Origin of the sequence: Sodalis sp. C49 (assembly GCF_046352915.1) — a bacterium.
Lineage (GTDB): Bacteria > Pseudomonadota > Gammaproteobacteria > Enterobacterales > Enterobacteriaceae > Acerihabitans.
The window spans coordinates 5426266-5450810 of record NZ_CP163303.1; the positions used below are offsets into that span (position 1 = coordinate 5426266).

Below are 24545 nucleotides of genomic sequence, written 5' to 3' on the forward strand. Positions count from 1 at the left end.
GTAACCTCAAATTTTAGTGCCGATCGGGGGCAAACGGTCGTTTAGCACGAAATCGCCGATGATCTTGGTTTTGTAGGCGATGGGATCATGGGTGGTATGCGTGCGCGCATTGCGCCAGTGCCGGTCCAGGTTCAGCGGCTGTATCGTCGCGCCGGCGCCGCCGACGCGGTAGAGCATTTCGCTCACGCGCAGGGCTGCCTGTTCGGCCGCGACCTTGGCTTCGGCGACGGCGACCGAGGCCTCGCCCAGGGCGCGTTCGGCGTCCGCGCCGCGCCAGAATAACGCCATGGCCTGCTCAAGCACGCCGGCGGCGCGCCCAACCATGGCTTCGGCGCCATGAGCCAGCACCGACATTTCTCCCACCGCCTGCTGGACATACGGGTCATCGCCGGCCCGGTCAACCCCGGCGTCGCTGACGGGCCGGGCGCGGTTGCGGCCGTAATCGGCGGCATCCTCCAGCGCGGCCAGCGCGATGCCGGTATCGATTACCGCGTGCAGCAGTTGGGCAAAGGCGCCTTCATACGTGCGGCGGGTTTTCCATTCCGGCAGCGGCAGGATTTCGTCGTCGGCCAGCACGACATGCGTAAAAGTCACGCTGCCGCTGGCGGTGGTCCGCTGCCCCATGCCGTTCCAGTCATCCTGGATATGGACGCCGGCCCTGTCCGCCGGCAGCAGCGCCAGCGCCCGGCCGCCCTGGTCATCATTGGCCAGGACATAAAAATAGTGGGCGAACAGGCTGCCGGTGGCATAGTGCTTGGTGCCGTCCAAACGCCAGCCGGCGCCTTCCCGGACCAGGCGCGTGGCGATTTGTCCGACCGCGCCGGTATGGCGTTCGGCGGAGGCATTGGTGATCAGGGCGCCGTCGCCGATGGCGCCGAGGTAGCGCCGCTGCTGCGCCGGGGTGCCGTAAATGCGCAGCTTTTCGATGCCGCAGGCGTGGGGCTGGATGGCCTGGGCGATATTCGGATCGCCTTTGGCCAGGGGCAGCATCAGGCGCACCCATTGGGTCAGGCTGACCTCGCCGCCGCCGTATGCGCGCGCGACCCGTGCCGCCAGCAGGCCCGAGGAGGCCAGCGCGGCGATTTCCGCCTTGGGCAACAGCCGCTCCTGGTCGCGGCGGGCGGCGCCGGCGCTGAACTGGGCGCTGAATTGCCCGGCCGCCGCCAGTAGCCGGGAAAAAGTTAGCGGGGCATCATCCCCTGAGGCCAGGTCAGTCACGATAGTCGGGCTCGCGCCGGTCAAGCAGACGCCGCAGCGCGTCGAAATGCAGCTGATAGCCGGGTTTGTACTGCGCGCCCGGCGCATCGTGCAGTGGGGTGTTATGAATCTGGTCCTGTACCTTATCCACCTGCTCCGCGCTCAATCCCCGCAGTCGCTGGCCGGTCCACAGGGCAAACAGCTGCACCCGCGCCGCGCGCTCCAGGGTATACAGCCGATCGTAGGCTTCGGCGGTGGAGCGCCCGGTCACCAGTACGCCGTGATTGCCCATAAACAGAATGGTCTTTTCGCCCAGGATCGCCGCCAGCCGTTCGCCTTCCCGCGGATCGCGGGCCAGGCCGTCGTAACCCTCGTCGTAGGCGATTTGGTCGAGCAGCAGCGCCTCGGTCTGGCCGAGCGCCAGCAGATGCTGGCTTTCCAGCCGGGTCAGCGCGCCGGCATAGGGCATATGGGTATGGAACACCGCCTGGTGTTTGGCATGGGCGGCATGGATCGGCGCATGTATACAGTAAGCGGAACGCTGGATGATGCCTTCCCCGTCCAGCTGCGTGCCGTCAAAACCGATGGTCATCAGCTCGCTGGCCCGCACTTCCGACCAATGCAGGCCGAAAGGCGGCAGCAGGAAGCGATCGTCGCTGCCCGGCACCGCCAGGGTGAAATGATTATAAATGCCTTCACTGAAATCGTGCCAGACCGCGAGACGGTGCGCGGCGGCGAGATCCAACCGCGCCTCGTGCCGGGCCGTCGCGCCGGGATCGTTGGCGGAGAACAAACTCATATTATTTTCCTTCAGGTTGCAAAGAGACATCTTTCAGCGACGATAAGGCGCCGTCCGGCGCGGTGCTCACGCCGTGAAGCCGGGTGCTGTAGACGGTGAAATTCTGCTGTTCCACCAGGGGGATAACCGGCAGGTCGGTCTGGGCCAGACGCTGGAATTCATGGAATTCGCCCGCGCGCTTGCCGGGGTCTATTTCCACCTGCAGCCGCTCGATAATCCGGTCCATGTTGGGATTGGTGTAATTCGAGGCATTGGACCAGGGCGTGCCTTGGGCGATATTTTTGCTCCAGTAGTGGCGCAGGCCGCCGATCTGCGGGTCCATCATGGGCACCCAGCGGCCGGTCTCGATATCAAAATCGTAATCGCTGTAGATGCGCTTGATAAATGTCGCCAGGTCCTGGTTACGCACCGTCAGCTCAATGCCTATCTTGCTCAGGCTCTGGCGGATAAATTCCGCCTGATTCTTGAAACCGTCGTTGACCGGGAAATAGTCGATGGCGAGGCGGAAACGTACGCCGCCGGCCTTGCGCGGGTAGCCCGCTTCGTCCAGCAGCTTCTCGGCGGCGGCGGGATCGAAGGCATACTGCGGCACGCCGTCGATGGTATAAAAACGCTTCAGCGACGAGGGAACGGGACCGGTGGCGGGTTTACCCAGGCCGTACCAGACCACGTCCACCAGCGCCTGTTTATCGATTGCCCGGTCGATGGCCTGGCGCACCTTCAGGTTGGCCAAAATGGGGTTGCGCAGGTTGAATTCCAAAAACGTATAGGCCGCCGACGAATCGTAGCCCTGCTTGGTCACCACCAACTGCGGGTTCTGGCTAAGGCGCTTTACATCGGAAAGGGGCACCGAATCATAGGGAGCATACAGCACGTCGCCGGTTTCCAACGCGGCGGCGCGCGATCCCGCGTCGGGGATAATGCTAAAGATAACCTTATCGACCTTGGGCTTGCCGCTGTCCCAATAGTCGGGGTTGCGTTCCAGCGCAATATATTGTCCCCGCTGCCATTGCACAAACCTGAAGGGGCCGGTGCCCACCGGTTTGGCATTATAAGGGCTGGTGCGCACGTCGGTGCCGGCAAACAGATGCGCCGGTAAAATCTGCGCCTCGTTGGCGTTCAGCGAACTTAAGATCACCAGAGAGGGATGTTCGAGGCGAAACACCGCGGTATGGTCATCCGGCGTTTCCACATCCTTGAGCGCGGCAAACGTGGTGCGTCCGCGCGGATGGACTTTTTTCCATAATTCCAGCGCCGAGTATTTTACATCCGCCGCGGTAAAGGGCTGCCCGTCGTGCCATTTAACGCCCTGGCGCAGGTGAAAAGTGATGCTCAATCCGTCCGGCGCCACTTCCCAGGAGGTCGCCAGGCTGGGCTGCGGCTGCATCTCCTGGTTATAGGACACCAGGCCTTCATAGATATTATTGGAAACCACGCCGTTAGGAAAATTAGTATTAAAGGCGGTGTTCAGCGCAACGGGCTCGGGTTGCACCAGGGCGACCAGATTACCGCCGGCGGCCAGGGCGGGCCAGACGGGCAGGGTAAAACTGATGCCGATAGCGGCAAAAATGATTTTTGGCAAAGGCAGCTGAAAAATAGGCATAAATGATGACCTTACATCCTCGGTAATTATCTGGTCCGGCGTGTGGTAATAAAAAAACTTTCTTTCATTAACAATTTGGAAACACCCTAAAATATAAATTAAGGCTGCTTTTAGCCAATGCTTTTTTTGAATTAACTTAGAACCAGCTCAGTAATAAATTCGATAGCACAAAGTTGTCTATAAACAGCAATTATTGATATTTAATTAAGTTATCTTCGCCGGGATAGACTTTCTCCGCTGTTGAAAAACATCGCCTGCACAGATCCGGAACCATTATTTATAATAAAAGGTTTAAACAGATGTTAAGATCATGCCTGTCCGCCTTATCCGTGGGAGCGCTCCTGCTGGCATCCAGTTTTCTGGGCGCGGCCGGGGCGGTGGAACCGGCGCCCGTCAGGGGAGGAACCCTGATTGCCGCTATTTATCCCGAGCCGGTCACGCTGACGGCGACCTATAACAACCAATATGCCAATCGCGTGATTTCAGCCAATATATTTGACGGCCTGGTGTATTACGACGACAGGTTTCAGCCCCAGCCCCGCCTGGCGACTTCCTGGGAAGTGGCGCCGGACGGATTGAGCATCACTTTTCACCTGCGCCAGGGCGTTAAATGGCACGACGGGCAGCCCTTTACCGCGGCGGATGTAAAATACTCGGCGCTGGAAGTCTGGAAAAAAGTGCATTCGCGCGGGCGATCGACCTTCTCGGCATTAAAAGATGTGGAGACCCCGGACAACTATACGGCCATATTCCGCCTCAGCTCACCCTCGCAGGTGATATTAAGCGCGCTGGACGGCGCGGAATCGCAAGTGGTGCCGAAACATATTTTCGACGGCAGCGATATTCGCAAGAACCCGGAAAATGCGCGGCCCATCGGCACCGGTCCTTTTCGCTTTAAAGAATGGAAACGGGGGCAATATGTGGTATTGGAGAAAAATCCCGATTATTGGGATAAGGGCAAACCTTATCTGGATCGGGTCATTTACCGGTTTATCCCGGACGCGGCCGCCCGCAGCGGCGCGCTGGAATCGGGGGAAGTATCCTATATTCCCTATGCCGGCGTACCCTTTTCCGATATAGCGCGCCTGAAAAAAAATCCCGAGCTCAAATTTGAATCCCGCGGCTATGCCTATGCCGCGCAGACCTATTTTATAGGCTTTAACCTGCGATCGGCTGTTTTATCCAATGTGAAAGTGCGGCAGGCTATCGCCCATATCATCGATCGCCAGCGGTTAATCGATACCGTCTGGTATGGGCAAAGCAAGCCGGAATACAGCGTGGTGCCCGCATCCCTGACCCGGTTCTATACGGACGATATTCCCCGTTATGATTACGACGTGGCGAAAGCGGGTAAATTACTGGACGAGGCGGGTTATCCGGTGAAAGCCGGCGGCAAGCGTTTCACCCTGCGTCTGTATACCGATCCCAGCTCCGGCCAGTTCCTGCTGGCGGGAGAGTTTTTGCGCCAGGAATTCAGCAAGATCGGTATCGATATCGCGTTCTCACCGCTGGATAACGCCACGTTCCTGAAAAAAGTCTATTCGGACTATGACTTCGATATTATTTTCCAGGGCTTCGGCGTGATGCTCGACCCGCAAATGGGGTTGACGCGGGTGTTTGACTCCAAAGCACAATCCCCGGGGGTGCCCTACGCCAATGCGTTCGCGTACTCCAGCCCGGAAACGGACCGGCTGATAGCCGCCTATCAAAATGAGGTCGATCCACAACGGCGCATCGCCATTATCGGTCAGTTTCAACGGCAAACCCTGACTGATTTACCGTTGCTTCCGGTAATGGAAGCGCCTTTTTTCACGGTATACAACCGTAAATTGCACGGACTGGATTTTTCCCCGGCGGGCGCGCACTCCGGTTTTCGCGACGCCTGGATCGCCGAACAGCCCTGATGGCGACGGCGTTGATGCCACCACTTAACGGTCCCAAGCGAGGGTCTTTATGTCTTTATCTTCTTCCACCATCGACGCCGGGCCGGCCGGCCGATTTGCCGAAGCGGTCGCCGGGATTGATACCCGCGCCGGCGATGTGATAACCCGGGCGGCGGAACTCGGCGCCAGGCTGGCGGCCGACGCCTCGAGACGGGACAAGGAACGTATTCTGCCCCATGCGGAACTGGACTGGGTGCTGCGGGCGGGTATCGGCGCGGCGCGGGTGCCCGGGGCCTATGGCGGGCCCGAACTGTCTTATGCGGAACTGGCGCGCATCGTCATCCTGCTGGCGAAGGGCGATCCCAACGTGGCCCAGGTGCTGATCCCGCATTTCACCTCGGTGGAGCGTATTCGCCTGACGGGCACCGCCGCCCAGCAGGCGCGTTATTTCCACGGGTTGCTGCACGGCGATTTAATCAGCGGCGCGACCGGCGAACGCGGCGGGCAGTTCGTGGCGGAGATGACCACCCGGCTGGTGCAAACGCCGCAGGGGCTGCGTTTGCGCGGTAAAAAATTCTACAGCACCGGGGGCCTGATGGCGGATCGACTGCGGGTTACCGCTAAGGATGATCGCGGCGACACAGTTTCGGCGTTTGTGCCCCGCGCCCGGCCGGGCATTGTGCAGCACGACGATTGGGACGGCATGGGGCAACGGTTAACCGCCAGCGGCACCACCGAATTCCTGGATGTCGCGGTGGCGGACGAGGAGGTGATGTTCTACACCAGCGACGAGGGCAAAAAGCGCAACTACCAGCCGGCGGCCACGCAAATGCTGCATTCCACCATTGAGGTGGGCATCGCTCTGGCGGTTCTGGACGACGCCGTGGCCTGGGCGCATCGCGGCGCGCGGCCGCGCGCCGATTCCGGGGTACAGCGCTCCGTCGACGATTGGTTTGTCCAGCATACCATCGGCAATATCATCGCCCACGCGCATGGCGCCGAGGCGGCCCTGCTGCGCGCCGCCGCGCTGGTGGACACCGCGGCGTCCGCCTGGCACGGCGGCGAGACCGGGGATGAACTGGAGCAGAAGCTGATAGACGGCTCCATCGCCACGGCCGAGGCGAAAATCGTCTGCAACGGCGCCGCCCTCAGGGCGGCGGAGCTGATTTACGAGGTCGGCGGCTCTTCCGCGACGCTGCGTGAGAACAACTTTGACCGCCACTGGCGCAACGCACGCACCCATACCACCCACGACCCGATCAATCACCGCTATCGCGTGGTCGGCAATTATTACCTTAACCAGACGCCGCCCCCCATCACCATGTATGACTGATGGGGGCGGGTGGAAGCAGGGTAAACAAGCGGAGCGCTAACCTTGACACAACAGAAAAAACAGCTGCGCCTGGGCGCGTTTTTACAGGATGTCGGCCATCACATCGGCGCCTGGCGGCATCCCGACGCCCCGGTTAACGCCGGCATGAACCTGGAGCATTTCAAACTGCTGGCCCGCCGGGCCGAAGCGGCCAAGTTTGATATGATTTTCTTAGGCGATCAGATGACTTTCCAGTACGAGGAGGACGAATATATCGGCCGAACGACGCGCACGGTGAACTATGAACCGCTCACCCTGCTGTCCGCCCTGGCGATGGTAACCGAAAAAATCGGGCTGGTGGCCACCGCCTCCACCAGCTATAACGAGCCGTTCAATGTCGCGCGCAAGTTCGCTTCGCTCGATCATATCAGCGGGGGACGGGCGGGCTGGAACGTGGTGACCTCCTGGACGCTGGGCGAGGCGCTGAATTTTAATCGTGACGAGGTGATGGAGCACGGCCTGCGCTACCAGCGCGCCCAGGAGTTCGTGGACGTGGTGCAGGGATTATGGGACAGCTGGGAAGACGACGCGCTGCTCAATGATAAAGCGACGGGGCATTTTTTCGACCCGCGCAAACTGCATGTGCTGGATCACCAGGGGCGGTTTTTTAAGGTGCGGGGCCCGCTGAATATCTCGCGCCCGGTCCAGGGGCAGCCGGTGCTGGTGCAGGCGGGGTCGTCGCACGACGGGCAGGACCTGGCCGCGCGCCGGGCTGAGGTGATTTTTACCGCCCAGCGAACGCTTGAGGATGCGCGGACGTTTTACCGCAGCGTTAAACAGAAGATGGCGGCTTACGGGCGCCATCCCGATCAGTTGCAAATCATGCCGGGCGTATTCCCTATTATCGGCGAGTCCGAGTCTCATGCCCGGGAAAAATTCGAGCAATTGCAGTCATGGGTCGACCCGGAAATCGGCTGGCCGGTCCTGGCCCGCCACCTGGGCGGCGTCGATCTGTCGTCCTACCCCATCGACGGGCCGCTGCCGGAACTGCCGCCGACGCAGGGAAACCAGAGCCGGCAGGGGCTGCTGGCGGCGTTCGCCCGGCGTGAAAATCTGACCATCCGCCAGCTCTACTGGCATGTCACCGGCACGCGCGGCCATTGGGCGATTTTCGGCACGGCGGCGCAAATTGCCGACCAGTTGGAGGAACGGTTTACCGGCGGCGGGGCGGACGGCTTTAATATCATGGCGCCCTGGCTGCCCGGCGGCCTGCTGGAATTTATCGACCAGGTGGTGCCGGAACTGCGCCGGCGCGGCTTGTTTCGCCACGAGTATACCGGCGCTACCCTGCGCGACCATCTGGGGCTGGCGCGGCCGGCCAACCGTTATGCCGGCCGGGCGACGGGAGCGCCAGCATGAGCGGCGCGGCGCGGCATGAAATGAACCTCGGCGTGTTTGTCGAGATGACCGGCCGGCATCTGGCCAGCTGGCGCCACCAACAGGTTAATCCCCTGGGGCCGATGGATTTCGCCCACTACCGGCAGGTGGCGGAGATCGCCGAACGCGGTCTGTTCGACCTGTTCTTCCTCGCTGACGGCCTGGCCATCCGCGACCGTTCGGCCGAACGCCTTGGGCGGGGGCCAAAGGCGCATTTTGAACCCTTAACGCTGCTGTCGGCCCTGAGCCAGACGTCACGGCATATCGGGCTTATCGCCACGGCGTCGACCACCTTTAACGAGCCTTTCCATATCGCCCGCAAATTCGCCTCGCTCGATTTCCTGAGCGGCGGCCGGGCGGGATGGAATATCGTCACCTCCTCAAGCGATGCGGAGGCGGAAAATTTCGGCGCCGGGTCCATCCCGCCCGCCGGGGAGCGCTACCGCCGCGCCGGGGAGTTTGTCGACGTGGTGCGCGGCCTGTGGGACAGCTGGGATGATGATGCCATCGTGGCCGAGCGGGACGCGGGCGTCTATTTCCGGCCGGAAGGACTGCATGCCCTGGACCACCGGGGCGAATTTTTCAGCGTGCGCGGTCCCCTGAACATCGCCCGGCCGCCGCAGGGCCACCCCCTGCTGGTGCAGGCCGGTTCATCGGTGGCCGGCATGGCGCTCGGCGCCAGTGTGGGCGAGGTTATCTATACCGCGCAGACCACCCTGGCGGACGCGCAATCGTTTTATGGCCAGTTAAAGAGCCAGGCGCGGGCGACGGGGCGATCGGCGCGCGCGCTGCGTATTTTGCCGGGATTGTTTCCGGTGGTGGGCCGCACCCGGGGCGAGGCGCAGGAAAAATTCGATTATCTGCAATCGCTTATCCACCCCGAGGTTGGCCTGGCGCAGCTTGAGCACCATCTGGGCGGCATCGACCTGTCCGGTTATCCCCTGGACGGGCCGTTGCCCGACCTGCCGGCGGCCGGCGGGGAGGGCGCCAACAGCAGGATCGCGCTGCTCCGGCATATCGCCCGGCGCGATAACCTCACCATCCGTGATTTATATTTGCAGGTGGCCATCGCCCGGGGCCATCCGGTGCTTACCGGCACCGCGGCGGATATCGCCGATATGATGACCGCCTGGTTCCAGGAGGGCGGCGCGGACGGGTTTAATATCATGCCGGGCTGGCTGCCCGGAGGCCTGGCGGATTTTGTCGACCTGGTGGTGCCCGAGCTGCAGCGGCGCGGGGTATATCGCCGGCGCTATCAGGGCGCGACCACCCGGGAGATTATGGGTCTGGCGCGCCCGGCCAGTCGCTATGCGGCGCGCGATCATTATTAAGGAACAGGTATGCCGACAGACCATGACCAGCAACACGCCTTGCGCCCAGGCGGGCGAGAAGACGATATGTCCGGGCTTATCGCGGCGGCGGAGCAATTCAGGCTGCGTTTCGCCGCCGGCGCGGCGCGGCGCGATAGCCAGCGGGCCTTGCCCCACGAGGAAATCCGCGCGCTGCGGCAAAGCGGGCTGCTGTCGATGCGGGTGCCGCGGGAATACGGCGGCCTGGAAGCTGACTTGACGACTTTTTCCCGCGTGATATGCCTGCTGGCGGCGGGCGATCCCAATATCGCCCAGGCGATCGCGCCGCAATTCGCCAATCTGGAAAAACTGCGGTTATATGGCAGCGCCGCGCAGCAGCGGCACTACTTCGATCGGGTGCTGCGGGGGGCAATGATGGGCAACGCCGCCGCCGAACGTGACGGCGCCTTTATCGGCGACGTGGCCACCCGGCTGACGCGGGAAAATGGGGAGTGGCGCCTGCGCGGGCGCAAGTATTACAGCACCGGCAGTCTGTTCTCCAGCCTTATTCTGGTCACGGCGGTGCATGAGGAGGGGGGCCGGGCGGCGGTGTTCGTCCCGGTGGATCGCCCCGGCGTGACCGTCAGCGACGACTGGGACGGCATGGGACAGCGCACCACCGCCAGCGGCACCACGGTGTTTGACAATGTGCTTATCGCCGAGGGGGAGATCTTACGCATTCCCGCCTATGGCCAGCGCCGCACCCATGAAGGGGGATTCGCGCAGCTGATCCATGCCGCCATCGACGCCGGCATCGCCCGGGCGGCCCTGGAGGACGCCTGCGCTTACGGGCGTAACCAGGCGCGCGCGCTGCGCGAAAGCGGCGTCAGCGGCGCCACCGCCGATCCGTATGTGCTGCATACCGTCGGTGAAATGGCCATTATCGCGCACGGTGCGGAAACCCTGCTTGAGCGCGGGGCGCAAGCGCTGGACCACGCCCTGGCGGCACAATGGGCCGGCAGCGAGGCGAGCGATCGCCTGCTGGGGGAGGCGTCGATTGCGGTGGCGGAGGCGAAATACGCCACTTCCGAGGCCGCCGTCAGGGTGAGCGAAATGATCTACCGTCTTGGCGGCGCCTCGGCGACCTCGACGGCGCTTAACCTTGACCGACACTGGCGCAACGCGCGTACCCATACCACCCACGATCCCGTGGCGTATAAGGCGCGGGCGGTGGGGGATTTTTATTTAAACGGCATACTGCCGCCGATCAATACAAAAATTTAAGGAGCGGGGTTATGGAACTCGGATTAGCGGGGAAAGTGGTGCTGGTCACCGGCGGCAGCAAAGGCATCGGCCTGGCCGTCGCCCGGGCTTTTTTGCGCGAGGGCGCGCGGGTGGGCATCGTATCGCGGGATACGCGCAATCTGGCGCAGGCGCGGCTGGCGCTGGCGGATGACGGGCCGGAGATTGCCGTGGCGCGTGCCGATCTTAGCCACAGCGATGAGGCGGAGGCCGCCGTCGAACAGCTGGCCCGGCAGTTGGGGCCGATTGATATCCTGGTGAACAGCGCGGGCGCCGCGCGCCGCAACCCGCCGGAATCCCTCGACAGCGCCGCCTGGCATGCCGCCATGGACGCCAAATATTATACCTATATCCACGCCCAGGACGCGGTGCTCAAACGCTGGGTGGCGCAGGCCGCGGGCGCCGGCGCGCCGGCGCGCCAGGTAGGCGCCGTGGTCAATATTATCGGCACCGGCGCGCGGGTGCCGCATCCGTCGCATGTGGCGGGTGGTGCGGCCAATGCGGCGCTGCTGTTGTCCACCCTGGGACTGGGACAGTATTACGCGCGTTACGGCATCCGGCTTAATGCCGTCAATCCGGGATATACCCTAACCGATCGCATTGATCAGACCGTCGATCATGAAGCCCGGCGCCTGGGGATAACGCCCGGGGAGGCGCTAAGCCGGCTCAGCGACGGATTGCCCTTGCGCCGTTTCGGCCGTCCCGAGGAGGTTGCCGACGTGGTGTTGTTCCTGGCCAGCGAACGCGCCAGTTATGTGGTCGGCGCGTTTATCGCCGTGGACGGCGGGCAGCATCCCGTTTTTTAGGCGTATGCCGGCCAGCGGCGCAGGCGCCCGCCCCTGGCGCCTGCGCGTGCCGGGGTATCAGGCCGCCGCCAGGATCAGGCTGCGCGTATAGGGATGGACCGGGGCGTTTAGCAGGGTCATGGCGTCCCCCGCCTCGACCACGTTACCCTCCTTCATGACGATAATCCGGTGCGCCATGGCGGCCACCACCGCCACATCATGGGTAATGATCAGATAGCTCAGACCATGCGCGCGCTGCTGTCGCTGCAGCAGGGTAATGATTTGCCGCTGGATGGTAACGTCCAGAGCGCTGGTAGGCTCGTCCAGCACCAGAATATCGGGGTTGATAATCAGCGCCCGCGCAATGGCGATGCGCTGGCGCTGGCCGCCCGAAAATTCATGGGGATACCGGTGCAGCAGCCCCGGAAACTGGGTTTCGTTAAGACCCACCTCGCCGAGGATCGCGGTAATACGCCGCTCCCGCTCCCGCGCCGACAGTTCGGGATGATGGAAATGCAGGCCTTCGCCCACCACCTGGGCAATATTCAGGCGCGGGGACAGGGAAGAGAAGGGGTCTTGGAATACCGCCTGTATTTTGCGCCGTTGCGACCGGCGCGCCAGGGAAGAGTGCGCATTGGCCTGCTGCCACGACATGCCGTCGATAAGCAGCGAGCCTTCATGATCCATCAGTCCCAGCACCGCGGCGGCCAGCGTGCTTTTGCCTGAACCGGACTCGCCGATAACGCCCAGGGTTTGTCCGCGCCGCAACACGAAGTCGGCATTTTTGACCGCCTGGAATCGGTGGCGCCGGAACCAGTTGCCTATTCCCGGATGCGAAACCGGGTAGCTTATCTGCAGGTCTTTGCCCTCCAGGCGCGGGTGCTGCCCGGCGTCGTCTGCGGCGACGGCGCCGATGTCCCGTTGCGGACGGCTGTTGATCAACTGACGGGTGTAGGGATGTTTTGGCGCCTGGAACAGCTGTTCGGTCGGGGCGACTTCCACGATATTGCCGGCTTCCATGACAATGACCCGATCGGCGAAACGGCGCACCAGGTGCAGGTCGTGGGTAATAAGCAGGATGGATAAGCCGTTCTTGCGCTGCAAAGCGGACAACAGTTCAAGGATTTGCAGCCGCAGGGTCACATCCAGCGCGGTGGTCGGTTCGTCAGCCAGCAGCAGTTTGGGCTCGCCGGCCAGCGCCATGGCTATCATGGCGCGCTGGCGCTGCCCGCCGGAAAGCTGGTGCGGATAGGCATTGGCGCGCCGTTCCGGCTCGGCGATGCCGGTTTCCGCGAGCCGGGCCACGGCATGCTCCCAGGCGTCCTTACGGCCCATCCGCCGCTTTAGCCGGTAAACTTCGGCAATCTGTTCCCCGACCCGATGCAGGGGATTAAGCGCCGTCATCGGCTCCTGGAAAATCATCGAAATATCCTTGCCGCTGACGGCGCGTACGTCCGCCTCGGGCAGCTTGAGCAGATCGGTATTGCCGTACAGCGCCTGTCCGGACACGCTGGCGCCGGGGATCAGGTGTAATAAACTCATGGCGCTCACGCTTTTACCCGATCCGGACTCGCCCACCAGGGCGACCTTTTCATGCGGCTTAATATGAAAAGAAATGCCGTGCACAATCTCTTCGCCATTAAAACCAATACGTAAATCCCGCACGTCAAGTAGCTTGAGCGGTATCGGTCCGTCGACGGCGGCGGTCGGTTTCTCTTCTGTTGCCATCGTAATCTACTTCCTATGCAGGCGTGGGTTATAAATATCGTTCAGGCCGTTGCCGATCAGCATAAAGCCCATAACGGTCACGAAAATAGCCAGGCCGGGCAGGGCGGTCATATACCAGGCGGTACGCAGCACCTCGCGCCCTGAGCCGACCATGCCCCCCCAGGTCACCACGCTGGGATCGCCAAGCCCGAGAAAGGATAACGACGCCTCGGATAAAATAACCTGCGCCACCAGTACCGACGAGGCCACCATCACCGGCGCGATGCTGTTGGGCAAGACATGGCGGGTGATGATGCGCAGGTGTCCAAGCCCGATGGTGGCGGCGGCGCGCACGAACTCCATTTCGCGCACGCGCAGCGCCTCGCCGCGCACCAGGCGCGCGATTTGCGGCCAGGAGGTCGCGCCCAGCGCCAGGGAAATGCTGAATGTCGAGGGACCCAGCACCATCACCAGGGCGATGGCAAAGAGTAAGCGCGGCATGGTCAGGAACACTTCGGTCAGGCGCATCAGGATATCGTCAACCCAGGATGCGCCGAAATAACCCGCGATCACGCCGATGACAATACCGAGCACCACGGAAAGCGCGGTGGCGAACAGGCCGATCATCAGCGAGGTGCGGGCGCCATACAGCAGGCCGGAAAGCATATCGCGGCCCATCATGTCGGTACCGAGGGGAAACCGGGCATCGGCGCCGGGCCAAATCGTCGGGCTGCCGACCATATTGCGCGGGTCGCCGGGGAAAAAATAGGACGCCGCCGCCGCGCCGCACAGGATCAGCAACAATAACAGCAGGCCAATCTGCGTGGAATATGAGCGGGCCAGCCGCGCGCGAAAACCGCGAGATATCATGGGCGGCGTCTCCCGATGCGCGGATCCAGCGCGACATAGATCAAATCCACCAGCAGATTCATCAGCACCACCAGAAAGGAGCTGAGCAAGAAAATGCCCAGCAGCAGGTTGAGGTCGCGGGAAAATACCGCGTCGTAGGCCAGCCGGCCGATACCCGGCCAGCCGAAGACGGTTTCCACCACCACCGAACCGCTGAGCAGTCCGCCGATTTCCAGGCCGGTAATGGTAATAATCGGCAGCGCGGCATTACGCAGGATATGGCCGAATATTACCCGCCATTCGCTTAATCCTTTGGCCCTGGCCGTGCGCACAAAGTCCTGTCCATAGACTTCCAGCATTGAGGAACGGGTGATGCGGACATACATCGACAGAAAGAACAGGCTCAGCGATAACGCCGGCAGGATCAAATGCCTTGCTACGTCCAGCAGGTAATAGACCTGACTGGCGTAGTCGGCGCCGACGGTGGCGATGCCGCTCACCGGAAACCAGCGCAAATTAATGGAAAATACGACGATCAGCAACAAGCCAATCCAGAATAAAGGCGTGGCAAAACCGATGGTGGAAAAAACCGAGATCAGCCCGTCCAAGAAGGAACCGCGGTAGCGCGCGGCAATAATGCCCAGCAACACGCCAACCAACAGGGCGAAAATAATCGCCGTTAAAGACAGGGAAATGGTCGCAGTCAACCGGCTGAGGATTAAGTCGGCAACAGGCATGTTTTCCCGAAAGGAATAGCCCAGGTCGAAATGCGCCAGCGACTCGAGATAATGAATAAACTGCTGCCAGATCGGAATATTCAGCCCATATAATTCACGCATTTCCGCCATATATTCCGGCGTGGCGCCGCCAGATTCTCCCGCCACGACATCAATAACATCCCCGGGCGCTAATTTCATTAACACAAAGGCCAACAGCACAATGGTAAACGTGGTGGGCAAAATCTGGAACAGCCGCCAGCCTATATAGCCAATTCTCCCCTGCATCGCTTATCCTCCCGTTAAAAATAAGGATATGGCGTGTTTAGCGTAATCTAACCAAGCCGATTTCATTAGGGTCACCTTATTCTCCACGCCGCCCCTTGCCGGCGGCCGCTGCCGAGGCCTACAAGGCTGATGAGATATGCAAGGGGCTGAATTGCGATTGCCTTTCCAGTGCGCGGGTAAAGGTCTCCAGGGATTCCAGCAATCTGCCTTCAAGCGCGGCGCTTAACAACGGATCGCCATCGTAGCGGGTGATTTGGCTGTCTTCTGAGAAAACGCCGTGCAGGATCTCCTGGGCTTTCAGCGCGTTAAGCACCGGCTTGAGGGCATAATCCAGCGCCAGCATATGCCCTGCCGAGCCGCCGGTGGCCAGCGGCAGCACCACTTTATGCTCGAACGCGCGCTCCGGCAGCAGATCCAGCAGGGTTTTCAGCGCGCCGCTGAACGAGGCTTTATAAATAGGCGTGCTGATAATCACGCCATCGGCTCCGGCAAGCTGCCTGACAAAGTCATTGAGCGCGGGGCTGTCGAAATGCGCGTACAGCAAATCTTCCGCGTTAAAATTAAACACATTCCAGGGGGTAACCTTAATACCCCGTCCCTCCAGCCAGCGCTGGGCGATAGTCAACAGCGCCGCCGAACGCGAGGGCGAACGCGGACTACCGGCCAGGGTAATAACATTCATTACAGCTCCTTGAAACAATCATCATATTCTGCCAATACAAAATATCTCAAAATAAATACAGCGCCATTACATATGCGCAACCACCTTATTACGCATGTAATAAAAATAAAAATATCTTTTTTGGCTTTCTATAGCTGAATAAATGATGACCGCCGGCGTTAAGTCTTGCCAGCAAATCGCGCTACATGTTATGTTATAAAGTAACAATAACTGGCGTTTATAGCGCGCGTTTATCAGCAAGGAGAGAAAATTGAATCGTTTAACCCTACCATTAGCGGTGGCCATGATGGTGTCGAGCCCCGCCGTGTTGGCCAAAACGGTCGATACGGTAGCCAGTTTTTCCGTACTGGCCGATATCGTAAAACAGGTTGGCGGGGATCATGTCACCGTGACCAGCCTGGTGGGCCCGGATGGCGATCCCCACAGTTTTGAGCCGGCGCCAAAAGACAGCCAGGCGTTAAATAAAGCCGACGTCGTGTTTGTCAGCGGCCTGGGGATGGAAGGATGGATGGATCGCCTGATCACGGCGTCAGGCTATAAGGGCAAGATCATTACCGCGTCCACGGGCGTAAACACGCGCAACATGGAAGAGGAAGGCAAAACCGTCACCGACCCTCATGCATGGAACAGCGCCAAAAACGGCGCAGTTTATGCCCGCAATGTTATGCAGGCGTTGATTGCCGCGGATCCTGAGGATGCGGATTATTTTCGCCGGCAAGGGAGCGCTTATATACAAAAACTGGAAAAGCTGGACAGCTGGGCAAAAAGCACCTTCGCCGCCATCCCGGCGGACAAACGTAAAGTGATTACCAGCCACGATGCTTTTGGTTATTTCGGCGCCGAGTATGGCGTGGAGTTCCTCGCCCCGGTCGGTTTCTCCACTGAAGCCGAAGCCAGCGCCAGCGACGTCGCCGGCTTGATCAGGCAGATTAAGGAAAAGCATATCAAAACCTACTTTATTGAAAATCAAACCGACCCGCGCCTGGTGAAGCAGGTGGCGGCCGCCAGTGGCGCGCAGCCGGGTGGCGAACTGTATCCGGAATCGTTATCGAAAGCCGGCGGGCCCGCGACGACCTACGAGGCGGCCTTTAAACACAATGTCGAGACGATAGCCGCCAGCATGCAATAACCCTAGCGCCGCCGCGTGGCGGCGGTGGGCGTCACAACCACGGTTTTGCCCGCTGCAGTATCTTCAACTATATTGAGGCTATCCCGACGTATTCCATTGCGAACCTATCGGTATAGCCTTCCGCGCGGCACTATGTCCCCTGGCCAGGGTTCCAGGTCAGGGAGATGGATTTCCCCATTTTGGGTAAGCGCGCTAATTAAATGGAGATATCCATCATGTCAGCACACCAGCACGATCTCAAGGGGAAGACCGTCGTCATCGCCGGCGCATCCAGCGGTTTTGGCCGGGGAACGGCGCTTAAACTCGCGCAACTGGGCGCGAACGTCGTGCTTGCTGCAAGGCGGGAGGCGGCGCTGGAAGATCTGGCCGCACACATCAGGTCCACCGGCGGCGCGGCGCTGGCGGTGCGGACCGATGTCAGTGACGCCGCCGACGTCGAGCATCTGGCCCAGGCGGCGCTGGAAGGGTTTGGCGGCATCGATATCTGGATCAATAACGTCGGTATCGGCGCCCTGGGACTATTCTGGGATATTCCGCCGGCGGATCATGCGCGCATTATCGACGTTAACCTGAAAGGGCTCCTGTTTGGCGCCCACGCGGCAATCCGGCAATTTCGCATGCAGGGGTTCGGCACCCTGATAAACACCGGGTCGATCGACAGCGAAGTGCCCCTGGCCTATCAGGCATCCTATGCCGCCTCCAAGGCCGCGGTGCTGAGCCTCAGCCGCACGCTCAACGAAGAGCTGCGTCTGGATGGCAGCGCCGCCAATATCAAGGTGGCGACCATAATGCCCTGGGCGGTGGATACGCCCTGGTGGTTGCATGCCGCCAATTACAGCGGCCATGCGCCGCGCATGGCGGCGATGGACGATCCCGCGCTGGTGGTGGATGCCATCGTCGGGGCCTGCGTCAATCCACAGGAAGAAACGCCCGTCGGCTGGAAGGCCGGTTCCTCCAATATTTCCCATCATCTGTTCCCGGATTTGACCGAGCGGCTGTCAGCGGACATCGCCGACCGCGAAGTTCATAAAGCCCCGCCGGTGGCCGCTACGCAAGGGGCTATCTATGAGCCTATGGCGGAGACCCTGCGCATTGAGGGTGGCATTCGCGCGAGAATGAAACGGGAAGACGAGGAGGGCAGGCAATCATGTTTATAAAGACCCGCGCCAGACCCGGCGCCCGCGCTTAAGCCGCCGCCTGGCTTTTCAACCACGCTTCAGACGAAAAAAAAACCAACCACAAGTGGTTGGTTTTCTTCAGGATGATTGGTCGGCATGAGAGGATTCGAACCTCCGACCCCCGACACCCCATGACGGTGCGCTACCAGGCTGCGCTACATGCCGACTGCATGGGCGCCTATACTACCTTGTCCTGCGTTGATTGCAATAGCCCATTGAATTGACTGCTTTAGATTTAAGCAGTTAATTGGCAATAAAGCGTTTTTCGTCCGTCAGTACCTGCAAAAGCAGCGCCAGCTGCGGTTTGGCGTTATGAATAACGTCGCCATTGAGATCGTAGGTGCGGTAATCACCGTTGCTTTGCAGCACGATGCTCTGGGTCGGCGTATTGATAACCAGCGTGCCGTTATCGCCGCTGACCACCCAATCGTTGCTCCGCCTTGGGGCAAACAGATCCTCGCCCTGGGTATAGTCGCTGGCATCGGTGGCGACATGCAACAGGCGCTGCATCAGCGTGGCGGTGACATCGTTGTGGTAGGTCAGCTTGGTCACCACCTGCGGCGGGGTGCCCGGCCAGTGGATGATAAGCGGCACCTGCAGCTGGTATCGGTTAAGGCGTGTGCCGGCTTCCCGATGGCCGTTCTTGCGATCGTTGAGCTCCAGCCCGTTGGCGGCGGTAATCACCACCACCGTATGCTCCAGGTCTCCCCTGGCGCGCAGGGTGGCGATAATCTGGCCGATATAGCCGTCCAGGCGCTGAGCGCCCTGCTGGTAATGCTCCGCCAGGTTGGGCTTGTTATTCAGGCCGGCGTTGATATCCGTGCCGTTGAATTCCACGTAAGAATACCAGGGCGCATCGCCGGTGGACGCCGCGCGCCACTGTTGCCATTGCTGGGCGGTCTGACTGTCGGGCTGGCTGACCGGCTCCGGCAGGCTGAAATCGGTCAGCAGCGCCTGCCTGTCCAGCGGGCTGCCGAAGCCGTTGGATGAGAACAGGCCCAGCTGATAGCCCTGCTTGCCGAGCGCATCGAATAATACCGAGGTCTTGCGCGCCGCCAGGATGCCGTCCATATAAGAAGACGAAATGCCGTAAAACAGCCCGAACAGCCCGGTATCCGCATGATTGCCGGTGCTGAAATGGTTGGTGAAACGCACGTTGTCGGCGGCGAACTGCTTTAACGTCGGCATCTGTTGGTCGACGGTATCGTTGCGCAGGGCGCCGGTGGCGATGATCAGCAGGTTATATCCGCTGCCTTTATTCTGGAATTGCAGCGGGCTTAACGGGTATTCCACCGCCACCGCCTCGGGATTGCCCTGCTGCACCAGGCGACGCTCGTATTCCTGCGCATCCAGCAGGCCGTGCCGCTCCAGGAAGCGGCGCGCGGTCATGGGGTAGGATAGCGGCAGGTTGGAGCGCTGCATGGTAATCGGCCGGTAGAAATTGGCGTCCGCCCAGATATAGATAATGTGCGAGGCGAAAAAGGCGCAGATAAGCACGATAGCCACGGGCTTGCCGATTTTACGCCGGTTAAGGCTGCGCAGCTTTTGCCATGACCAGGTGCCGAAGAGCATTTCCACCAGGAAGATGATGGGGATGCCGATAAACATCAGCTGCCAGTCGCGCGCCAGCTCACCTTCGTCGGGGTTGACCACCAGTTCCCAGACCACCGGATTAAGGTGGAGGTGGAAACGGGTAAATACCTCGGTATCCACCAGCAGCAGCGTCAGCCCGGCGGTGGCGATAATGGCCGACAGAAAGCGCAGCAGTCGCTGCGACATCACTACAAAGGTCAGCGGGAAGATAATCAGCAGGTAAAGGGTAAAAACGATAAAACTAAAGTGGCCGAGCCAGCTGGTGAACGCGAAAACGCGGCCCAGCAGCGAGCCGGGCCAGTCGGCGACAAAAAGATAGCGGCTGCCGAGCCCAAGGCTAAGCAGGATGTTGAAAAGGGCGAACCAGTGACCCCAACTGATCATTTGGGAAACTTTGTCACGGTAGCGCTGGCTATTTGTCACCATAAATCAGTCTTGGCAGCTCATTAATGCGTATCGTGAGTCCGGACGGAGGAGAGCAGCGCCTCGCCGAAGGAGTTTGCCAGGGTTTTGCGCTGTTCCGGCGCCACGCTGGTGTTGATCACATGAGTAATCATATTACCCAATACCATCAGCGACAAATCGGTTGGCGTACGGTGCTTTTCCAGCACCGCCGACAGTTCGCCCAGCAATGCTTCAACCTCTTCGTCGCTATAACGGGATGCTTGCGGCATAATATATTCTTAGTAATCTGTTAAAGTCCGCTATCTTACCGTATCAACTCCGCTTTTTCCGCTTTTTTATCGCTTTTCAGCCGGGGCGCCCCTGCGCAATGTGCTGTGCCAGCGCAACACCGGTTGAGCTGCGGGCTATTCAGTGTTTGAATACGCACCTGGCCCGAAGGAGAATAAATCATGAGTCTGGATATTGACCAGATAGCATTGCATCAGCTTATCAAACGCGACGAGCAAACGCTGGAACTGGTATTGCGCGATTCGCTTTTGTCCCCCAGCGCGGCGGTGGCGGAGATGATGGCGGAACTGCACCGGGTATATAGCGCGAAAAACAAAGCCTATGGTCTGTTTAACGAAGGCAGCGAGCTGGCGTCGGCGCTGCGCAGCTGCCGTAAGGGCGATGAAGACTTCCTGGCGTTTACCCGCGCCGCCACCGGCAGGCTGCGCGACGAACTGGCCAAATATCCTTTTGCCGAGGGCGGCGTCGTTTTGTTTTGTCAGTACCGCTACCTGGCGGTGGAATATCTGTTGATCGCGGTGTTGAACAGCCTGAGCAGTATGCGGGTGAATGAACAGCTTGATATCAGCAGTACCCATTATCTGGATATAAACCATGCGGATATCGTGGCGCGTATCGATCTGACCGAATGGGATACCAATCCGCAGTCTGCGCGCTATCTGACGTTCCTGAAGGGACGAGTGGGCCGTAAGGTGTCCGACTTTTTTATGGATTTCCTCGCCGCCAGCGAAGGGCTGGACGCCAAAGCGCAGAATCGCGGGCTGTTGCAGGCGGTGGATGATTATTGCGCCGATGCCCAGCTTGATAAAAGCGAGCGGCAGAATGTGCGCCAGCAGGTATACAGCTACTGTAAGGATCAGCTGTCGTCCGGCGAGGAGATCGCGGTGGCCGAGCTGTCCGGGACCCTGCCGCCGGTGGGCGATAAAACCTTTCAGGCGTTTGCCAGCGGGGCGGGGTATGAGCTGGAGGAGAGTTTTCCGGCCGACCGCGGCACCCTGCGCCAGTTGACCAAGTATGCCGGCAGCGGCGGCGGCGTTACGCTGAATTTTGACGCGCAGCTGTTGGGCGAGCGTATTTTCTGGGACCCCGCCACCGATACCCTGACCATCAAAGGTACGCCGCCGAACCTGCGCGATCAGCTTACCCGTCGCCAGAACGGCGGAAGCTAACGTACGGTGTCGGCGGGCCTACCGCGCCATGGGGCCTCGGTCGGGCGGAAAACCACGCCCGATTCAACCCCATCGGCACGGTCTCCCTTGAATACGTTTGCTGTGAGTACGGTGTTGGCGGGCCTACCGCGCCATGGGGCCTCGGTCGGGCGGAAAACCACGCCCGATTCAACCCCATCGGCACGGTCTCCCTTGAACACGTTTGCTATGAGCCCGGTGTTGGCGGGCCTACCGCGCCATGGGGCCTCGGTCGGGCGGAAAACCACGCCCGATTCAACCCCATCGGCACGGTCTCCCTTGAATACGTTTGCTATGAGCCCGGTGTTGGCGGGCCTACCGCGCCATGGGGCCTCGGTCGGGCGGAAAACCACGCCCGATTCAACCCCATCGGCACGGTCTCCCTTGAATACGTTTGCTATGAGCCCGGTGTTGGCGGGCCTACCGCGCCATGGGGCTTCGGTCGGGCGGAAAACCACGCCCGATTCAACCCCATCGGCACGGTCTCCCTTGAACACGTTTGCTATGAGTCCGGTGTTGGCGGGCCTACCGCGCCATGGGGCAAAAAAAAACGCCGCGTAAGCGGCGTCCTTTTATCGTATCGGTTAGTCGCGATTAAACGCGGACAAAGTCGATATGAGTCAGTTTCGGTTTGAACGGATGGCGTTGTACCGCCTGAACCTTAACCTGAGTTTCGGCGCCGTCGATAACCAGTGATAATACGTCGCTATAGAAACCCGGTTTGGTTTGGGTATTCAGCACGATTTCGTGGTCCATCTCGATAGAGACCGGCGCTTCGGTGCCACCATAAACGATAGCAGGAAACTTATTCGCTAGACGCAGGCGGCGGCTCGCACCCTTACCCTGATCTTTACGCACTTCTGCATTAATAATTAACATGTATTTTCTCGATACTTAAAAAAGTAACCCCGCTACAGGCGACCCAGCAGCAGGTTGGATAGACGTGCTTTAAAGTAAAGCGGGCGGAATTCTACCGGAAATACCCCGGCGGGGCAAATAAACCCCGTCAGCCGCGCAATTCGTGGGCCAGGCGATAACGGCCCTGGTAGTCGAAAATCTTTTCCCTTACCTGCCAGAACGCGCCCTGGCGGCGCGCGACGACAAAATCCGGCGCGCGCAGCCGGTCCGCCGCGCGCTGGATATCGGCGGCGGTTTGCCAGGGAAAGGGCACCCCCGGCGCCCGCTGGTGCAGGCGCAGAAAACGGTGCTCGAACACCCGCCGCTGGGGCGGCGTATGCAGACGGAAACGCTCGGCGACCTCGGCGCCGTCCTCATCATGGTAGGTGATGCGCAGCCATTCGCCTTTGCCGTCGCCCCCGCAGTCAAGCGTCATGCCGCTGCAGCGCAGCACCAGCGCGTCCTTGAGCCGCAGCGCCGCCTTGAGCATATCGTCCGGATCCACCAGGATTTTATCGCATTCGTGGCAGCGCCTGGCGGCGATATCGTTTTCGGCGCCGCAGTCCGGACAGATCTTGCAGCGGAAGCGAAAATCGCATTGGCGGCGTTCGCCATCTTCCTGTTCCTCGAAACCCTGGCAGCGGCGGCCGTAGTGTTCAATGACTTCGCCCTCCGGCGTGGTTTTGCCCCAGAACATATTGGCAAAGCCGCAGAGCGGGCAGAATACCTGGACCGGCGTGCCGGTTCCGGCCGGTTTGGCCTGGCCTATCTCGGGGGAAAATAGATCGTGGCCGTTGCCGGCATAGTCGAGAATCAGGCATCGGGTCTTGCCGGGATAGAGCCGGAGTCCGCGCCCGACAATCTGCTGGTACAGGCCGACCGACTCGGTGGGCCGCAAGATGGCGATCATATCCACATGGGGAGCGTCAAAACCGGTGGTCAGCACCGCCACGTTAACCACGTAGCGTAGCGATTGCCGGCGGAAGGCGTCGATCAGCCGGTCGCGATCCGCCTGGGGCGTTTCGGCGCTGATAAGCGCCGCCTGCGCGGGCGGCAGCAGGCCGAGGACTTCGCGGGCATGTTCTACCGTCGCGGCAAAGATCATCACGCCGCGCTTATCCGCCGCGTATTCCTGTATCTGGCCGACGATAAGCGGCGTGATGCGGTTTTGCCGCCGTACTTCGGTATTCAGCTCCGACTCGGCATAGTAGCCGTTGATATTGGGCGACAGGCGGCTGAAGTCGTAATGCAGCACCGGCATATCCAGGCGCTCCGGCGGCACCAGGAAGCCGTGCTTGATCATATAGTGCAGCGGCAGCTCATAGACGCAGTCGCGGAAGAAACTGCGCTCGTCGCCGCGCACCATGCCGTGATGGTGGTATTGGTATATCCATCCCTTGCCGAGGCGGAAGGGCGTGGCGGTCAGCCCCAGGATGCGCAGCGCCGGCCGGGCGAGGCGCAGATGGCGGATGACCTGCTGATATTGGCTGTCGTCGCCGTCGCCGAGCCGGTGGCATTCATCGATAATCAGCAATGAGAACGCGCTGTCGAACTGATCCAGGTTGCGCGCAACGGACTGTACGCTGCCGAACACCACTTTGCCCCGGCTGTCCCGCTGCTGCAGACCGGCGGCGAAGATATCCGCCTCCAGTCCCAGCGCCTGGAATTTTTCATGGTTTTGCGCCACCAGTTCCTTGACGTGGGCCAGGACCAGAACCCGGCCGCGCGCCAGGCGCGCCAGCTCGGCGATCACCAGGCTTTTGCCGGCGCCGGTGGGCAGCACGATCACCGCCGGTTCGTCGTGGCGGCGAAAATGATCCACCGCCGCGTTGACCGCGTCGCGCTGATAAGGACGTAGGGTGAAGGACATCTCTAAATGAATCTCGTTGTCGGCTATGCTCGGCAGGCAAGCCCCGTTATACTGTGATTTCACTTTATAAGCATATGCGGCATTCGCCGCCTTTCCCGCACGATAGCGGATTCGGGCCATTTGGTCCGGCCGCGCGCCTCCCTTACCGG

20 protein-coding genes and 1 tRNA gene are annotated in these 24545 nt (G+C 60.7%); 9 read left to right on the plus strand and 12 right to left on the minus strand.

Annotation, left to right across the window (positions count from 1 at the left end; genetic code table 11):
* Positions 1-6 precede the first annotated feature (6 nt).
* Genes ABUK12_RS24600 through ABUK12_RS24610 form a run of 3 tightly spaced genes read right to left on the minus strand, consistent with a single transcriptional unit; the run spans position 7 to position 3599 of the window.
* Entirely contained in the window at positions 7-1218 is a 1212-nt protein-coding gene (locus ABUK12_RS24600) for an acyl-CoA dehydrogenase family protein (RefSeq protein ID WP_410014269.1), read from the minus strand.
* Positions 1211-1996 (minus strand): class II aldolase/adducin family protein, encoded by a 786-nt coding sequence (locus tag ABUK12_RS24605; protein WP_410014270.1) that lies wholly within the window; start codon positions 1994-1996, stop codon positions 1211-1213. Before ABUK12_RS24605 ends, ABUK12_RS24600 begins: the two co-directional genes overlap by 8 nt.
* A gap of 1 nt (position 1997) precedes the next feature.
* Complete coding sequence (locus ABUK12_RS24610; RefSeq protein ID WP_410014271.1) at positions 1998-3599, minus strand: ABC transporter substrate-binding protein; 1602 nt, start codon at positions 3597-3599, stop codon at positions 1998-2000.
* 299 nt (positions 3600-3898) lie between these two features.
* Here ABUK12_RS24610 and ABUK12_RS24615 point away from each other — a divergent pair, with 299 nt between their 5' ends.
* Genes ABUK12_RS24615 through ABUK12_RS24640 form a run of 6 tightly spaced genes read left to right on the plus strand, consistent with a single transcriptional unit; the run spans position 3899 to position 11628 of the window.
* Complete coding sequence (locus tag ABUK12_RS24615) at positions 3899-5503, plus strand: ABC transporter substrate-binding protein (RefSeq protein WP_410014272.1); 1605 nt, start codon at positions 3899-3901, stop codon at positions 5501-5503.
* A 49-nt stretch (positions 5504-5552) separates the two neighbouring features.
* Positions 5553-6815 (plus strand): acyl-CoA dehydrogenase family protein, encoded by a 1263-nt coding sequence (locus ABUK12_RS24620; protein ID WP_410014273.1) that lies wholly within the window; start codon positions 5553-5555, stop codon positions 6813-6815.
* Positions 6816-6857: 42 nt separating this feature from the next.
* Complete coding sequence (locus ABUK12_RS24625) at positions 6858-8213, plus strand: LLM class flavin-dependent oxidoreductase (RefSeq protein WP_410014274.1); 1356 nt, start codon at positions 6858-6860, stop codon at positions 8211-8213.
* Positions 8210-9562 carry an LLM class flavin-dependent oxidoreductase gene (locus tag ABUK12_RS24630; RefSeq protein WP_410014275.1) on the plus strand — a complete coding sequence of 451 codons (1353 nt, stop codon included), beginning with the start codon at positions 8210-8212 and terminating at the stop codon, positions 9560-9562. The genes ABUK12_RS24625 and ABUK12_RS24630 overlap by 4 nt, the downstream gene beginning before the upstream one ends.
* Positions 9563-9571: 9 nt before the next feature.
* Complete coding sequence (locus tag ABUK12_RS24635; RefSeq protein WP_410014276.1) at positions 9572-10804, plus strand: acyl-CoA dehydrogenase family protein; 1233 nt, start codon at positions 9572-9574, stop codon at positions 10802-10804.
* An 11-nt stretch (positions 10805-10815) separates the two neighbouring features.
* Entirely contained in the window at positions 10816-11628 is an 813-nt protein-coding gene (locus tag ABUK12_RS24640; protein WP_410014277.1) for an SDR family oxidoreductase, read from the plus strand.
* A gap of 57 nt (positions 11629-11685) precedes the next feature.
* On the opposite strand, the gene ABUK12_RS24645 is transcribed toward ABUK12_RS24640, so the two are convergent.
* From ABUK12_RS24645 to ssuE, 4 genes are all read right to left on the minus strand, one after another.
* Positions 11686-13335, minus strand: coding sequence for an ABC transporter ATP-binding protein (locus tag ABUK12_RS24645; protein WP_410014278.1), 1650 nt, complete (start codon positions 13333-13335; stop codon positions 11686-11688).
* 6 nt (positions 13336-13341) lie between these two features.
* Positions 13342-14184 carry an ABC transporter permease gene (locus ABUK12_RS24650; RefSeq protein WP_410014279.1) on the minus strand — a complete coding sequence of 281 codons (843 nt, stop codon included), beginning with the start codon at positions 14182-14184 and terminating at the stop codon, positions 13342-13344.
* On the minus strand, positions 14181-15167 hold the full coding sequence (locus ABUK12_RS24655) for an ABC transporter permease (RefSeq protein ID WP_410014280.1): 987 nt from the start codon (positions 15165-15167) through the stop codon (positions 14181-14183). The genes ABUK12_RS24650 and ABUK12_RS24655 overlap by 4 nt, the downstream gene beginning before the upstream one ends.
* 118 nt (positions 15168-15285) lie before the next feature.
* On the minus strand, positions 15286-15849 hold the full coding sequence (gene ssuE / locus ABUK12_RS24660) for an NADPH-dependent FMN reductase (RefSeq protein ID WP_410014281.1): 564 nt from the start codon (positions 15847-15849) through the stop codon (positions 15286-15288).
* Between the two features lie 283 nt (positions 15850-16132).
* Between ssuE and ABUK12_RS24665 the strand changes: the two genes are divergently transcribed.
* Entirely contained in the window at positions 16133-16978 is an 846-nt protein-coding gene (locus tag ABUK12_RS24665; RefSeq protein WP_410016769.1) for a metal ABC transporter substrate-binding protein, read from the plus strand.
* A 215-nt stretch (positions 16979-17193) separates the two neighbouring features.
* Positions 17194-18135 (plus strand): SDR family NAD(P)-dependent oxidoreductase, encoded by a 942-nt coding sequence (locus ABUK12_RS24670; protein WP_410014282.1) that lies wholly within the window; start codon positions 17194-17196, stop codon positions 18133-18135.
* 109 nt (positions 18136-18244) lie between these two features.
* Here ABUK12_RS24670 and ABUK12_RS24675 read toward each other — a convergent pair.
* The 3 genes from ABUK12_RS24675 to ABUK12_RS24685 all read right to left on the minus strand — a co-directional run bounded on the left by ABUK12_RS24675 (position 18245) and on the right by ABUK12_RS24685 (position 20423).
* A tRNA-Pro gene (locus ABUK12_RS24675) sits at positions 18245-18321 on the minus strand.
* A 78-nt stretch (positions 18322-18399) separates the two neighbouring features.
* Positions 18400-20175, minus strand: coding sequence for an LPS biosynthesis-modulating metalloenzyme YejM (gene yejM, locus ABUK12_RS24680; protein ID WP_410014283.1), 1776 nt, complete (start codon positions 20173-20175; stop codon positions 18400-18402).
* A gap of 20 nt (positions 20176-20195) precedes the next feature.
* Positions 20196-20423, minus strand: a complete 228-nt coding sequence (locus ABUK12_RS24685; protein WP_410014284.1) for a YejL family protein — start codon at positions 20421-20423, stop codon at positions 20196-20198.
* A gap of 180 nt (positions 20424-20603) precedes the next feature.
* Between ABUK12_RS24685 and yejK the strand changes: the two genes are divergently transcribed.
* Positions 20604-21611: a nucleoid-associated protein YejK gene (gene yejK / locus ABUK12_RS24690; RefSeq protein ID WP_410014285.1), complete on the plus strand. Its 1008-nt coding sequence runs from the start codon at positions 20604-20606 to the stop codon at positions 21609-21611.
* A 612-nt stretch (positions 21612-22223) separates the two neighbouring features.
* On the opposite strand, the gene rplY is transcribed toward yejK, so the two are convergent.
* Both rplY and ABUK12_RS24700 read right to left on the minus strand, forming a co-directional pair.
* Positions 22224-22508 carry a 50S ribosomal protein L25 gene (rplY, locus tag ABUK12_RS24695; RefSeq protein WP_410014286.1) on the minus strand — a complete coding sequence of 95 codons (285 nt, stop codon included), beginning with the start codon at positions 22506-22508 and terminating at the stop codon, positions 22224-22226.
* 127 nt (positions 22509-22635) lie between these two features.
* Positions 22636-24396, minus strand: a complete 1761-nt coding sequence (locus ABUK12_RS24700; protein WP_410014287.1) for a DEAD/DEAH box helicase — start codon at positions 24394-24396, stop codon at positions 22636-22638.
* Positions 24397-24545 lie beyond the last annotated feature (149 nt).